The following is a 15,283-nucleotide window of genomic DNA, read 5'->3' on the forward strand; positions in this document are numbered from 1 at the left end:
GGCGTTACGCCGAAGCCGTATGCAGCAGGCGGGCCAGTGGCAGACGCGTTGGTGACTGGTTCGCGGACACCGAGACGGCCGCTGCATAGCCGGGAGGAGCAGCCACCGGGACTGTTCCCATGCCGTGCACCTCTGGATGCCCCGGGCTCTCGGCGCGCAGGAAGGAACCGGCATCGAGACTCCATACGGGTGCCAGGTGAACTGTGGACGGGGCAACCGCCAAGCCCAGGCCGGCAGCTTTGAGGACGGTTTCCTTGGCCACCCACAGCCGGATGCGGGCCGGAACGTCTCCAGGCTGCAGTTCGCTGCGCTCGGCAGGGGACGCCGCGTACTCATCGAAGCCGTCGAACAGGATGTCGGGGAATTTTTCGATATCCGCTCCAACGCCGGCTGCATCGGGCCCCGCGGCAGCCATGACGGCGCCGTGGCTTCGTGACAGGCTGAGGCTGACTCCCGCCACTGCCGGTTTACCGTGCCCGGTACTTCCGCACCCGGGGCACCGGCGGGTCACCTCAATGTTTGGGGCGTCGCCCGGGTGGCGGCCCAGCCGGTTCGCGGCGAGCAACCGGAAGAGCGCGTGCGACGCCAGGTAGTCCAAGCGGTCACCGGCACGGGTGAAACGAAGGGCTGACTCGGCCTCCGCTGCGGAGATATAGGCGCCGAACCCTCCGGTGGGTTCGCAGATCTCCTCAAGTTCACTGGAACGGGCAATAGCGAACACCGTCCCGGCCCGGTGGATATGCGGGCCGCTCACCGCCTGCTGATGCGCCGGTATTGGGAAATGGCCAACGGCGCGAAGACGGCGATGATGCCGAGGCTGCACAGCACCGAATACAGCATCGCGTTGTCCGCCGGCCAACCGCCGGGGGCGGCAAACCCCGCAGGGGCAGCGTTTCCAAACAATTCCCGCGCGGCAGTAGCCACCGACGTGACCGGGTTCCACTCGGCAATGGTCCGGAGCGGCTGCGGTAGGGAAGCCACGGACACGAACGCCCCGGAGATGAAGGTGACCGGGAAGAGCCACACGAGGCCGAGGCTTTGGGCGACCTCCACACTCCGGGCCGTCAAGGCGATCACCGCGCCGATCCAGGAGACGGCGAAGGCGAACAGCAGGAGCAGGGCCAAGGCAGCTAAAGCCTGGCCCGCCCCACCGGTGATCCGCCAGCCAATGGCCACCCCGCAAAGCATGGTGGCTGCTATGGAGAGGATGCTGGTAGCCAGGTCCGACGTGGTGCGCCCCAGGATCACGGCTCCGCGGGACATGGGCAGTGAGCGGAACCGGTCGATGAGTCCCAGCTGCAGGTCCTTGGCCAGGTACACGGCCGTAAAGGAGGCGTTGAAGGTCAGAGTCTGCGCAAGGATCCCGCCAATGAGGAAGCTTCGGTATTGGTCGCCGCCCAAGGTGCCGCCAAACACGAAGCCCAGCAGGAGAACGAACATCACGGGCTGCACCAGGCCCGTGACCAATGCCCCAGGTGTACGCAGGACATTGAGCAAATTCCGGCGGGCAATGACGGAGCTGTCCCTGGCTGCTGCAGTGAGGGTGCTCATGCTGAGACCGCCTCCTTTTCGGGTTCTGGCGACGACGGACCGGTGGTGTGCCCTGTCAGTGTCAGGAAGACATCGTCCAGGCTCGGGCGCCGGAGCGAAGCCTCCTCCACGGGCAGGGCGCGGGCGTCAAGGTCCGAGAGGACGCGGACCAGGGTCCGGTGGCCGTCGGGGGCGGCAATGGACACGCTGTGGTCCTGCGGGTCCAGTTCCGGCCGAACCCCTTGGCCGGCGGCGTTGTCCAGCACGGTGGCCGCGGCCGTCAGGTCGGCAGCATGCCGCATGACCACGCGGATCCGCTCACTCCCCGCTCTTTGCTTCAGTTCCGTGGCCGTTCCCTCGGCGATGACCTTGCCGTGGTTGATAACCGCGATGTTGTCCGCCAGCCTGTCGGCCTCCTCAAGGTACTGCGTGGTGAGCAGCACGGTGGTTCCCTCCGACACCATCCGGGACACAACGTCCCAGGTGTCCAGGCGGCCCCGAGGGTCAAGACCGGTAGTGGGTTCGTCCAGGACCACCACCTTTGGCCTGGCCACGATGGCGCCCGCGAGATCCAGCCTGCGGCGCATTCCGCCTGAGAACGTTCCGGATCTCTTGTGGGCAACGTCGGTCAGCCGGAAATTGGACAACAGTTCCTTGGCCCGCGCTGAGGCGGTGCGGCGGTTCATGCCGTACAGCCGGCCTACCATGTGCAGGTTTTCAAACGCGGTAAGTTTCTCGTCCACAGCGGCGTACTGTCCGGAGAGCCCGAGGTTTCGCCGCACCATGTCCGGTGCCGTACGGACCGAATAGCCCGCCACCCGGGCTTCGCCGGAGTCCGGAGACAGGAGGGTGGTGAGAATCTTGACGGTTGTGGTCTTGCCGGACCCGTTGGGTCCCAGCAGGCCTAGGACGGTCCCCTCGCCGGCGTGCAGCGAAAGGCCGTCCAGGGCTCTGAAGCCTCCAAAGCTCTTGCCGACGTTCTCTATCCGGATCACTGCGATGCGGCGAGCTCAGCGACTTTGCGCGGTGCCATGTCTGTCCATGTCCGCGACACGTAGTCGAGGCACGCCTCGCGGCTGTCCGGGCCGAACATGGTGACCCAGCCGTCCGGTACGGCTGCGAATTCAGGCCACAGCGAATGCTGCTGGTAATCGTTGACGAGTACGGAGAAGGTTGCGGACTTGTCATCGAACGGGTTCGTCATGGTGACCTTTCCTGTCTTTTGGCGGGTAGGAGAAGGGCTCCCGGGAGCACCGGAGCATCACTTGTTATTCGCTGCCGGTGGCCAACCGGATGGCCAGGGCGGGCATGATCGTGCTGAGAGCCCGGTCACTAAGGAGCTCCGAGTGGCGCTCCGGAACGGGAACATCGGTGATGGTGCCCGTGACGTACCGGGCCCACGACTCGCTGCCTGGAGTACCCTCCGGGACCTGTTCGGTGGCACGGAAGAACAGCAGATCCCCTGCAAATGTCTGGGGCTGCTCTTCCCGGATGAGGCGGGCCAAAGGCGGGAAATTGGCTGCCATTGCGGCCACCGAGTCGGGCGGGACCGTCCCCAGCGGGTTGTGGTTGGCGCGCAGGATCTCCTGCGCGCGGTCCAGGTCCACTGCAGAAAGGTCTTCCCCGGTGAGGTCGTAGCCCTGGGCTTCCAGGTAGTTGGCCCACAGCCCCGGCCCCTGGCCAGGCATGCCGTTGTGCTCCTGGTTGCCCGGGAAGGCATCCAGGATCGCAAGGAAAGCCACCTCGTGGCCAGTTTCCTGCAGCCTTGTAGCCAGCCGGTGGGCCAGGTAGCCCCCGAACGACCAGCCCAGCAGGTGGTAGGGACCCTCGGGCTGGACGGAGCGGATCTGCTGGATGTAGTCATCTGCCAGTTCGGTCAGGCTGCCGGCATTCACCGGATGGGTCCGCCCCGGCTCCATCCCTGGCATTTGCAGCGCGATGAGCGGGCGTTCCGGATCGAGCGTGCCCAGCATCGAGGCGAAGCCCCAGCTGATGCCGGAGGCCGGATGCACGGCAAACAACGGATGCTTGGATCCGGCCGTGCGCAGCGGCAGCACCTGCTTGAGGCTCTCTGCGGTACTGGTGATGCTGCCCTGCGCCGCTTCCTTCAGCAGCCGTTCAACGGTGGGGGCCCGGAAGAGCGACTGGACCTGCAGGTCCGTCCCCAGCGCGGCGTTGATCCTGGCGATCAGCGGCTGCGCCAGGAAGGAGTGGCCGCCGAGTTCGAAGAACGACTCATCGATACCAGCCCGGTCCAGAGACAGGACGTCGGCGAAAATCCGTGCCACGGCTTTCTCCTGCGGTGTCCGGGGGACCTTGCCGCCGGCGCGTGTGGCAGTGGCGGGATCCGGGAGGGCTGCCGTGTCCACCTTGCCGTGCGGCGTCAGCGGAACTTCCGGAATCACCATCACGGCGGACGGCACCATGTAGTCCGGCAGGATGGCCCTGACGTGCTCCCGTACCGCGTCCGCCAGATCATGTGCGGGCTCATCGACGGGGACCACGTAACCCACCAAACGGGTGCCTGCGTCATTGCCCACCGCCCGGACGACTGCGACCCCGACGCCCTCAGCGGTCCGCATGGCGCTTTCCACTTCGCCGGGCTCCACCCTGAAACCGCGGATCTTCAACTGGCCGTCGTTCCGCCCGGCAAACACCAGCCGGCCATCTCCGCTCCGGTAGACCATGTCGCCGGTACGGTACATCCGCTCACCGCCTCCTCGGAAGGGGTCGGGGACGAAACGTTCGGCTGTGAGGTCCGGACGTCCCCTGTAGCCGCGGGCCAACTGGGCGCCGCCGATGTAGAGCTCACCGGCCGCACCGGGAAGGGCGTGCTGCAGCCGGTCATCCAGGACGTAGAGCCGGGTGCCGGGGGTTGGCCGGCCCAGCTCAGGCGTTGAGCTGTTGGCCACCGAAGCCACCACAGTGTCAACAGCGGCTTCGGTGGGGCCATAAAGGTTCCAGGCCCGTACGCCGGTCAAGTCGGACACGGAAGCCCACAGGTCGGCGTCGAACGCCTCGCCGCCCAACGCAAGGCTGAAGGCATCCGGTCCACCGGGATGCTCGGCCAGGAAGCCGGAAAATTCCGCTTGGTCCAGGAGCTGGCGCAGGTAGCCCGGTGTGGTCTCCCAGGCGCCAATGCCGTGGTTCACGAAGTACGCGGCGAGCCGCGGTGCATCCCGGCGAAGGCCGTCGTCCAGCATATGCAGTTCGTGCCCGGACACCATCCAGAGAATGGGGTCCCACGATGCATCGAAGCCCACGCCGGTGGTGTGGGCCACCCTCCTGCGGCTGATACCGGCCAACAAGGATTCCCGGTGGGAATCCAACAACGCCGCCAGGGCGCCGTGGCTGACCTCCACCCCCTTGGGGCGGCCTGTGGAGCCGGAGGTGAACATCACGGACGCCAGGCCGCGGGAATCCGCACCGTACAGCGGCGCCGGGGCGTCGAGCTTCAGCAAGTCCTCAACCAGGAGGACTTTGGGCTGGACGTCCAGCGCGGAGAGGATGTCCGCGAGCCGGGGCTGCTCGGTGGCCGTGGTCAGCACCACTGCCGGGCGTGCGTCCTCAAGGATGGCGGCCACCCGATGGTCCGGGTACTCGGTGTCGATCGGGTTGTAGGCACGTCCTGACAGCAGCACGCCCAACAGGCCCTGAACGGTGGCGGCGGACCGTGGCAGCATGACCGATACCACGTCGCCCTCCGCCCCGGTGGCGGTGAGTCCGCCGGCAACGCGTTCTGCTGACGCTGCCAGGTCTGCGAAACTCAACGATGCGCCACCGGCCACGACTGCCACCGCATCCGGTGTGGTGCGGACGGTCGCCGCGAAGGCGGCCAGGATGTCCTGGTCAACGGGCATCTCCGGCGAGGAGGAGCGCGCTCCGGCCGTCGCGGCCACAAGGGACTGGGCCGTGGCACCGTCGAGGAGCGGCAGTTCCTGCACGGGAACATCGGGGGAAGCGGCTGCGAGGTCCAGCAGGCGGCAGAATCCTGCCACCAGCCGTTGGGCGGTTTCAGGTTCGAACATGGCAGCGTTGTAGTCCAGCGTTCCGGACAGTGCGCCGTCCGTGGCCGGCCGGAACGTGAACGACAGGTCGAACTTGGCCTCGCCGGAACCGGCTTCGGGCGCGGGTGCCACGTCCACCCCGGGCAGCTGTGGCACTGCCGGTGCTTCGCTGTCCACGGTGAGCATGGTCTGGAACAACGGGTGCCGGCCCAGTTCCCGCTCGGGTGCCATGGCCTCCACCAGCCGTTCGAACGGCACATCGTCATGGTCGAAGGCGTCCAGGATGCTGGCCCGGGAGCGGGTCAGCAGCGTGCGCAGGTCCGGACTGCCCCCGGTGCTGACCCGCAGCGGCAGGGTGTTCACGAAAAAGCCCACCAGCGGAGCAAGCAGCGGATCCGGGCGGCCCGCAGTGGGCGAGCCGATGACCAGGTCCTCGCCGGCGCCGGCCCGGTGCAGGTAGGCGGCCAGGGATGCGTGCAGCGCCATGAAGAGGCTGGCGTTCGACGACGACGCCACGCTTGTGAGCGCCGTGACACTTTCAGCCGGCACCTGGAAGCCCACCTGGCGTCCCGGCTGGCGCGGGGCCCGGGGGCGGCGGTGGTCGGCGGGGAGCGTCAGTTCCGCGGGTATGCCGGCCAGGGCGTGGCGCCAGTGATCCAGCTTGGCGGCCAGGGCGGGGCCGGCCAACTGCTGCCGCTGCCACGTGCTGAAATCCGCATACTGCAGGGGCAGCGGAGCCGGTTCCGGAGAAGTCCCGTTGCCATCGCGTTCGGCGTCCAGGACGGCTGTATATGCCGCGGAAAGGTCCTGGGCCAGCGGTGCCAGCGAGGCGCCATCGGCAGCGATGTGGTGCAGCACCAGATGCAGCACCCAGTGTGTTTCCTCGCCTGGGGACGCCACCCGGATAAGGCAGGCCCGCAGCGGAAGGTCGGTACGGACATCGAAGCCGCGGCCCGCCTGGACGGTCAGCTGCGCCGTGGCGTCCTCCTGGGAAACGGCCGTGGCCAGCAGCAGGCCCATTGTGGCGGTGGCATCAGATCCGGCCGGCAGGATCCGTTGCTCGGGCACACCGTTGATTTCCGGGTAGATGGTCCGAAGGACCTCGTGGCGGTGGAAGAGGGCTTCCACGGCCTTGGCAAGGGCGGACTCGTTGAGGGCGCCCTTCAGCCCCACGGCCAGGGAAATGTTGTAATCCGCGGCGCCCGGGTCCAGCTGGTTGAGGAACCACATCCGGGACTGTGCGTGGGACAGTTCCAACTGGTCCGGGCGGACAGCGCCGGGGCCGGCCAGCCAGTCACCCAGCGGAGCGGCGGAGGATACTGCGGGCCCGTCGGCTGAAGCAGTCTTGTCGTCCTGCTGGCCGGAGGCTGCGGGCCTGGCTGCAGCCAACAGTCCGGCTGGGGTGGGAGCGTCGAAGAGAGTGCGAAGCGGCAGGTCGGTGCCGAACGCTTTGCGAATCCTGCCCATGATGTCGATGGCCAGCAGCGAATGGCCGCCGAGGGCAAAGAAGTCATCTCCCATGGCAACGTTGTCTACTGAGAGGACAGCCGAGAAGATTGCCGCCATGGTGAGCTCATCGGGAGTCCGCGGTGCATCGCCCCTGCCTGTCCCCGTGACCGCCGGGGCGGGCAGCGCTTTGCGGTCCAGCTTGCCGTGCGTTGTGAGCGGGAGCTCGGGAATGGGCATGACGATGGCGGGGACCATGTAATCGGGAAGCCGTTCCGCGGCCTGCCCAAGTACCTCCTCCGGGGTGGCAGTACCGGTGTAGTAGGCCACCAGGCGGTGTGCGGGTTGGCCGTCGGGAAGGACCACGGCAAGGTCCACCGAGGGATGTGCCGTCAGTGCTGATTCAATGTCTCCGGGTTCGATCCGGAATCCGCGGACCTTCACCTGGTCGTCGTTGCGCGCAATGAACTCAAGGGACCCCGCTTCGGTACGGCGCACGATGTCTCCCGTGCGGTACATGCGGGTGCCATCGGCAGCATATGGGTTGGCCACGAACCGTGAGGCGGTCTCGGCGGAGCGCCGGTGATAGCCCTGGGCCATGCCGGCGCCCGCCAGGTAGAGCTCGCCCGGAATACCTGCCGGGACCAGGGCGAGGTGTTGGTCCAGCACCAGTGTTGCGGTGTTGGCGATTCCGGTACCGATGGCGGGCCGGGTGCCCCGGATGGGTGCAGTCACTGAGTCCACGGTGAATTCGGTAGGACCATAGAAGTTGTATGCGTCCACGCCAGGCATCGCGGCCAGGCTGTTCCAGAGTGCGGGAGGCACCGCTTCACCGCCCAGCAAAAGGAGCAGCGGCGGCCGCGCTGAAGGCTCCGCGTTCGCTCCGGGATTGGGCAACAGCCCCACCTGAAGGAGCTGGGCGGCGTAGGAGGGCGTTGTTTCAAGGACATCGATGGTGTGTTCGCGGCAGTAGGCCGCCAGGGCCTCGGCGTCCGTGCGGACGGCATCGGAGACCATATGCAATTCCGCTCCGGCCACCAGCCAGAGCATCGGGTCCCAAGCCGCGTCGAAGCCCAGCCCGGCGATATGTGCCACTGCCACCGGTGCGCCGTGGGCGGCTTCGAAACGCGGGCGGTACAACGTCCGGAAGTGATGCGAATACAGGTTGGCGAGGGCACCGTGCGACACGGACACGCCCTTGGGCCGGCCGGTGGAGCCGGAAGTGAACAAAACGTATGCGGGGTCGGCGGGAACCGGATGCCGCCCTGCCAGCGCAGCATCCGTGATTCCGGTGCCGGCTGCCCGCAGCATGTCCAAGGTGACCGTGCGGGGCGCGGAACCGTGACCGTCCGGACCGAATGCCCCCGGCGTGCCAACCACGAGGGCGGGCGCGCCGTCGTCGAGGATCATCGCGATCCGCTCTGCAGGGTAGGACAGGTCCACGGGGATGTACACGGCGCCGGCGGCGAGGACTGCCAGGGCGGCAGTGGCCACATCAACGGTCCGGGGCAGTGCAACGGCAACGCTGTCTCCCGGTTGGACCCCCAATGCGATCAAACCCTTGGCCGCAGCCTCCACGCGCTGCCGCAGGCTGCCGAAGTCAAGGCCGGCAGCACGTCCTCCGGAGTCCACCACGGCGGATGCGAGCGGCTTCCCCGCTGCCGTGGCCAGGAAGGCATCCACCACGGTCTCTTCAGGGAGTTCAGTGAAGGGGACGGAACTCCGGGCAAGGGCCACGGCATGCTGTTCGACGGACTGGATGCGCAGCCGGTCCAGCGTGACGCCGGGATCGGCGGCGAACTGTTCCACAACGGCCAGGAAGCCCTCAGCAAGTTTCTCGGCGGTGCCATGCCGGAACAGTGCCGGATTGAAGGACAAGCTGCCGGTGATGCCGCCGGACTGTTCGGCCAGGTCCAGGAGCAGGTCGAACTTTGCTCCGCCGGCCTCCTGCGTCTGGTCTGCGGTGGCGTCCAGGCCGTCCATGCCGAGCTCGGCAGTGGCGGTGTTCTGCAAGGTCAACATGACCTGGAACAACGGATGCCGGTGCTGGGAACGGGCAGGACGGAGCTCCTCCACCACGCGCTCGAACGGCGCATCCTGGTTCGCATAGGCATGCAGGTTGGTGTACCGGACGCTGTCCACCAGGTCACCGGCCGTGGGGTTGCCCGAGGTATTGGTGCGAAGGACCAGGGTGTTGACGAAGAAGCCCACCAGGTTGTCCAGTTGGGTATCAGTCCGGCCGGCCACAGGGGTGCCCAGCGGAATATCATCGCCGGCACCGGATTTGGTCAGGAGCGCGGCCAGCGTGGCCTGCAGCACCATGAAAAGGCTGGCGTTATGCTCCCGTGCCAGGGCGTTGAGCTGCCCGGCGGTTTCCGGGCGGATGGCTACGGGCACGGACGACGCCGGGCCGCCGGCTGGTAGGGCAGCGTCGTCCCGGGTGCCCCGTGGGTAGTCGAACGGCAGGACCAGCTCATCAGGCAGGCCGCGGAGTTCGCGGGACCAGAACTCCAGTTGCCGCGAGATGGCGCTGTCGGGGTCTGATTCGCTGCCGAGCTCCGCACGCTGCCAGAGCGTGTAGTCGGCGTACTGCACAGGCAACGCAGGCAGGGTGACTTCCCGGCCTGCTGCGAAGGCGTTGTATCCGGCAGACAGGTCCCGGGCCAGTGGTGCCAGGGACCAGCCGTCAGCCGCGATGTGGTGGAGAGTGATGGCCACGACATGGTGGTCTCGTGCCAACTGGAAGAGGACCGCACGCAGGGGAAGTTCACGGTCCAGGGAGAATCCCCGGCCGGTTTCTGAGGCCAGCGCTGCCGGCAGGTCGGCAGCGGAGCACTGCACCGCCACCATCGCGGGTCGCCCCTCTGCCGCTGGCAGAATGCGCTGCGTTGGCTCGCCATCCACCAGCGGGAATATCGTCCGGAGGGTTTCGTGCCGCGCGGCGAGCTGTCCAAGCGCAGCATCCAGAGCGGCCACGTGCAGGGGCCCACGCAATGTCAGTACCACGGGGATGTTATAGGCCCCGGAACCGGGATCGAGCCGATTCAGGAACCACAGCCTGCGCTGGGCAAAAGACAGTGGAAGGGCCTCCGGCCGTGGCCCCGCGGTCAATGGCCGGCTGGTGGCCGTGCCCAGTTCAAGCGTTTCGGCCAGGGCTGCCACCGTGGTGTTCTCAAAAATGGTTCGGAGGGCCGGCGCGGTGCCGGTGCGCTCGCGAAGAAGCGCCGCCAACCGGGTGGCAAGCAATGAGTGCCCCCCAAGGTCGAAGAAGTCATCCTCCAGCCCCACGGCTTCAAGGCCAAGGACCTCGCAGAAGGCGTCAGCGACGATCCGTTCCCGATCATTGCGGGGGGCCGTGGCGGTGGTGTCCTGCTCCGGAAGGGGAAGGCTCCGGGTATCCAGTTTGCCGTTGGGAGTCAAGGGCAGGGACGGGATCTGCATAATGGCGGCAGGGACCATGTAATCGGGCAGGTGACGCCGTGCTTCGCGCCGCAACGCGGCTGTATCAAGCTGCTCCCGAGGCTCTCCGCCGGCGGCGGGAGAAGGCGTCACGTAGGCGAGAAGCTGGTCGTACCCGGCCCGGTTGGTACCCACGGTTACGGCGGCGTGCTCAACTCCCTGCAGGGCACGCAGGACCTGCTCGATTTCGGCAGGTTCAATGCGGAAACCGCGGATTTTGACCTGGGCGTCCAGGCGGCCCCGGAATTCAAGGGTTCCGTCATCGCGCCGGCGCACGATGTCGCCCGTCCGGTACATGCGGGAGCCGTCCATCGCGAAGGGGTCCGCGACGAAGCGTTCGGAACTGAGCCCGGGCTGGTCCAGGTAGCCGCGGGCCAGGTTGATGCCGGCCACATAGAGTTCACCCACGGCATTGTCCGGGACCGGGTTTAGGCCGGAGTCCAGGATGTAGTGGCGGGTGTTTGCCACCGAGCCGCCAAGCGTAGGGGACGTACCCGGCTCCATGACGGCCGTAAGGGAATCCACTGTTGTCTCGGTGGGGCCGTAAAGGTTGTAAGCCACGACCCCGTCGCGGCCGGCCAGGTCATCCCACAGTTCGGCGTCCACGGCCTCGCCACCCAAGGCCACCACCGACGGGTGCGGATCATGGTCGAAGAGTCCTCCGGCCACCAGGACCTTGGCAAATGATGGAGTGGTCTCGATGGAGTCGATGCGTGCTCCGGAAAGATAGGCGTTCAGTGCCTCCGGATCCCGGCGGGTCTGATTATCCACCAAGTGGAGCTCGTGTCCGGCCACCAGCCACAGGATCGGGTCCCAGGAGGCGTCAAAAGAGAGGCCCGCGGTGTGGGCCACCTTCAGCCTGCGGCCCAAACGGGTTTCGGCCGGCCGGAAGATGCTGTCGCGGTGGGAGGTGAACAGATTAAGGAGAGCCAGGTGTTCCACTCCCACGCCCTTGGGACGGCCCGTGGATCCGGAGGTGAAGATGACGTAGGCAAGGTCCTGCTGCCCGGCCCTTGGCTGCAGGGCTGAGCTGCTTTTCGCTGCAAGGCAGGCCTCCATCAGGGGTGAATCCAGGACCGTGACCGGAACAGGCGTTGTGAGTTCTGCGTGCCGGGCGTCCTTGGCATTGCCAGCATCTGACTCCGCTGCTGTGAAGGCGGTTGAGGTGATGATCCGGACCGGTGCGGCATCCTCGATCATGCCTTCCACCCGGTCCGCCGGGTAATCGGGATCGAGTGGAAGGTAGGCTGCGCCGCATTTGAGTACGGCAAGGAGCGCCACCGGCAGGAGCAGCCCGCGGTCCAGCCGTACCGCAACTGTGGTGCCGGGTCCGGCGCCGTGGCCGGTAAGGAACCGCGCCAACTGGTTGGAGCGGTTCTCAAGTTCTGCGAAGGTCAGGCTACCGTCAGATGCCACGATGGCCGTGTGATGTGGCCGGGCAGCAGCGCTCAGCTGGAATTCCTCCACGATGGTGTGGCCGGGCAACGCCCGGGGTTCCGCTTCGCCGGCTGCCAACAGCTGCTGCTCTTCGGCAGGGGTAGTGACCTCCAGGTCAGCAAGGAGGGCGCCGGAGGGTGTGGCAACCTGTGCCAGTAGGCGCACGAACCGGTCCAGGTGGCCGGCCAGCACCTCCTGCGTGTACATGCCTGCATTTGCTTCGAACTGGATCGTGGGCAGCTGATCGCCGGCCCCCGCGCCGAGGCCGTGGACCACGATGGAGAGATCGTCCACCGGCCCCGTTGAGAGGATGTTCATGGTGCCTTTGGCTGCACCGAAGCTTATATCGTCCAGGACCGGCAGGATGTTGACCGACGGGCCCAGGTATCCGCCTCCGGCGGCCAGGTCCTCATAGCGGAAGCGTTGGTGCACCAGGGCGCCGCGCAGGCTGCGTCCCACGGCGGCGACGGTGTCTGCGACTGTAGCCGCCGGGTTGACCGTGAGCCGAATGGGGACGATGTTGGACAGCATGGACGGCGTTGATTTGGCAAGATGGCCCCGCCGTGCGGTGACTGGCAGCGCCACCGAGACGTTGCGTTCACCGGTGATCCGGTGCAGGTACAGTGCTGCGGCCGTCAGCACCAGGGCGGGCGCGCTGGCCTGGGCTTCCTCCAGGGCGGCGGCCGCGCCGGCGGGAAGCCCCATGGATGCGCGGACCAGTGAGCCCGCACTTCCGTCGGGACGTCCGGCCAGTCCGCTGGCTGCCGGTGCGCCGTCGAGGGCCGTGTCCCAAAAGGTGCGGTCGGCAGTGGCCGCTGCTGACTCCGGATAACCGGCCTCTTCCGCCAAAAGTTCCTGGAACCGTCCCAGGTCGGGGCCGCCATCCGCCTGCCTGCCGTCATCCGCCCACAGGCGGTTGTAAAGGTCGGCAACCTGGCGAAGAACCAGGACGGCAGAGTAGCCGTCCAGGAGGAGATGGTGCACCCGCTGGTAGAAGAAGTGCCGTTCGGGCGCGAGCCGGATGAGCTCCGTGTGGAGGAGCTGGTCTGTTGCCGGATTCCGGGCAATCCGTAGATCAGCATCCATGAGCGCCCGTGCCTGGGCTTCCGGATCGGCGGCGTCGGCCAGATCGGTGACGTCAAGGGCTGCCCGCGGGGTGCGGGGCGTCTGGAACGGACCCTCGGAGTCTTCCGCAAATTCCATGGTGAGGGCCGGGGTGCCCTCGACTGTATGCCTGATCGCGGCCGCAAGGACGTCATGGTCCAGCGGGCCAAGGATCTCGACAAACTGTCCGATCTGGAACATTGGATTCTCCGGGGCCAGCTTCTGCGCATACCAGATGCCTCGCTGGGCCGCGGTCAGTTCCAATCGCGGAGCGGAATTGCGGGCAGGGGAGTTCAGGGAATCGTGGGACATATTCCTTCTCGGGATTCAGGCGATCTGGGGCCGCTGGCTGGCACATCGGGGCATGGCGAAGAGCCGCGCGCCGGGGCGTTGGGCCCCGGCGCGCGGACGGTCAAGCCGGAAGGATTACTGGAACTGGCCGAACTGGAAGGGCCCTACGTCGCCCACCTCCACCAGGGGGCCGTTGATGAGGGGGCCGTCGATGACGCCGCCGCTAAGAACCCCGCCGCCGAGGATCGATCCGCCCAGCAAACCGTCAAGAACGGTTGAACCGTTCCCCACTCCGATTTCGTCGGCAACTGCACTGGCTCCCGGGCCCGCTGCAGCCTGCGCAGGCAAACTGCTGATGGCCAGGCAACCGAGGGCCACAAGGGCGGCGGTAGCGGTTTGGGTCAGGGTCTTAGAGGTCTTGTTCACGATCATCTCCAGTTAGGTAGCAAACAGATTCCACACTCGTGCTGGTGTCAAGGAATATTCGGACCCAATGGATATCCGGATGGGCGGGCGGCCACGTGCGCCGTCGTCGAACCTGGCCGGCAGGTGCCTACTTGCCCTGCCGGGCCGACAACCGGGCCACAGCCAGGGCCAGCCACAGCTGCACCCGGTCCGCGGTGACGGCGGGGTCGTAGCCGGTCAGCTCGGTGATCTGGGCCAGCCGGTACCGGACCGTGTTGCGGTGCAGCGTGAGCTCTTCCGCCACCGCCGCCACCGAGCCATTGTTGTTCAGGTAGCTCTCCAGCGTGGTCATCAGCTCCGAGCCGTGCGCGGCATCGAAGGCGCGCAAGGGGTTCAGCGACTCATGCGCCATGTCCGCCAGCGGCACGTCCTCGCTGGCCAATAGCAGCGACGTCAGGCTCAGCCGCTCCGGCTCGTTCACAGGCAGGCCATGGCTGGCGGCATCGCGGGCCTCGAAGTAGCTCCAGCGCAAGCCGTTCGGCTTGGTGTACGCCCCGCCGATGCCGATCGTGGCGTGGATCCCGGCCTCGGCGAGGTGGTCGCTCAGCTTCCGTGCCAGCGCCGGCGCCGCCCCGCCGTCGTCATTGACCACCAGCACCAGGTCCTTGCCCACCACGGCGGCAACGGCCTTTTCGAGGTCCAGCGGCACCGAGGTGCTTCCCAGGGCCTTGCCATGGGCGGCGGACACCGCCAGCAGCACCACGTTCTTGCGGGTGCTGTTCACGCCCACGCCGGCCAGGCGGCGCTGCGCCTCGCTGGTCTCCAGCGCGCCATGGATCACGTCCTCCAGCACCTGGCCGCAGAGCGCCCGCTGGGCCTGGCGCTGCTTGACCATGTTGTTCAGCTCCACGCTGATCAGGTTCTGCGCATACCCGATGATGCCTGTGTCCTCGAACGGCTGTCGGACCCACAGCGTGCAGGCATCCCTCCGCCCGGTGGGGACGGGGTAGCTGGACCAGGCATCCGCGGACGGACTGGACGTGCTGCTGTTGTACAGCTGCGCGGCGAACTGGGTCAGGGCAACATCCGTGCGCAGCATGCCGCCCAAATTCTTCAACAACTCGGCCAGGCCCCCGCCGGTCAAAAGTGCCCGGGCCAGCACCTGGTGTCCGGCGATCAGCCGCTCAAGCTTGGCGTAGTGGTCTGCCGACTGGGCGTCCGCCACCAGCTTGGTAATGGCGATGAACGGAGTCTCGTACGGCACCTCCACCACAGGGAGGCCCCACCGGTTCGCCTCCGCCAGCAAGGCCGGCGGCACTGCCTCGTGCGTCAGGCCCACCCCGAATCCGATGCCCACGGCGCCGGCCCGCTGCACCTGGCGGACAAAACGTCGCTGTTCGGGGGCGGACCGCAGCCGCAGGCCGGTGGTGAGGACCAGCTCCCCGCCGTTGAGGAACCGCTGGGGATCCTCAAGCTCGGTGACGGCCACCCAGTTGATGTCCTGGTTCCAGGTAGTCTCCGCCACGCCCGCCTTGGACAGCTTCAGGGACGTCACGCCCACCAGGGCAGCAAGGGAAATGGCCATGAAGCAAGGATAAACGTGA

Annotated in this window: 7 protein-coding genes; all 7 read right to left on the minus strand. The window is 67.1% G+C overall.

Translation table 11 applies throughout. The annotated features are described in order from the left end of the window. Positions 1–4: 4 nt before the first annotated feature. Positions 5–754 carry a 4'-phosphopantetheinyl transferase superfamily protein gene (locus DC347_RS02125; protein ID WP_109044303.1) on the minus strand — a complete coding sequence of 250 codons (750 nt, stop codon included), beginning with the start codon at positions 752–754 and terminating at the stop codon, positions 5–7. After that, positions 751–1,551 carry an ABC transporter permease gene (locus DC347_RS02130; RefSeq protein WP_109044304.1) on the minus strand — a complete coding sequence of 267 codons (801 nt, stop codon included), beginning with the start codon at positions 1,549–1,551 and terminating at the stop codon, positions 751–753. The genes DC347_RS02125 and DC347_RS02130 overlap by 4 nt, the downstream gene beginning before the upstream one ends. Continuing rightward, a complete protein-coding gene (locus tag DC347_RS02135) occupies positions 1,548–2,525 on the minus strand; it encodes an ATP-binding cassette domain-containing protein (RefSeq protein WP_206073871.1) in 978 nt (325 codons plus the stop codon). The genes DC347_RS02130 and DC347_RS02135 overlap by 4 nt, the downstream gene beginning before the upstream one ends. Further along, a complete protein-coding gene (locus DC347_RS02140) occupies positions 2,522–2,734 on the minus strand; it encodes an MbtH family protein (protein WP_109044306.1) in 213 nt (70 codons plus the stop codon). Before DC347_RS02140 ends, DC347_RS02135 begins: the two co-directional genes overlap by 4 nt. 64 nt (positions 2,735–2,798) lie before the next feature. Continuing rightward, the gene (locus DC347_RS02145) at positions 2,799–13,295 is read right to left on the minus strand and encodes a non-ribosomal peptide synthetase (RefSeq protein WP_109044307.1); all 10,497 of its coding nucleotides are present in this window, start codon (positions 13,293–13,295) and stop codon (positions 2,799–2,801) included. 114 nt (positions 13,296–13,409) lie between these two features. Next, positions 13,410–13,700: a hypothetical protein gene (locus tag DC347_RS02150; RefSeq protein WP_133247067.1), complete on the minus strand. Its 291-nt coding sequence runs from the start codon at positions 13,698–13,700 to the stop codon at positions 13,410–13,412. Positions 13,701–13,827: 127 nt separating this feature from the next. Then, positions 13,828–15,264: a PucR family transcriptional regulator gene (locus tag DC347_RS02155; RefSeq protein WP_018760558.1), complete on the minus strand. Its 1,437-nt coding sequence runs from the start codon at positions 15,262–15,264 to the stop codon at positions 13,828–13,830. Positions 15,265–15,283: the final 19 nt, after the last annotated feature.

Source organism: Pseudarthrobacter sp. AG30, from assembly GCF_003116525.1.
GTDB lineage: Bacteria > Actinomycetota > Actinomycetes > Actinomycetales > Micrococcaceae > Arthrobacter.

Coding starts and splice junctions, on each gene's coding strand:
- DC347_RS02130 (WP_109044304.1), bottom strand. CDS start 1,551: ATGAGCACCCTCACTGCAGCAGCCAGGGACAGCTCCGTCATTGCCCGC.
- DC347_RS02140 (WP_109044306.1), bottom strand. CDS start 2,734: ATGACGAACCCGTTCGATGACAAGTCCGCAACCTTCTCCGTACTCGTC.
- DC347_RS02145 (WP_109044307.1), bottom strand. CDS start 13,295: ATGTCCCACGATTCCCTGAACTCCCCTGCCCGCAATTCCGCTCCGCGA.
- DC347_RS02155 (WP_018760558.1), bottom strand. CDS start 15,264: ATGGCCATTTCCCTTGCTGCCCTGGTGGGCGTGACGTCCCTGAAGCTG.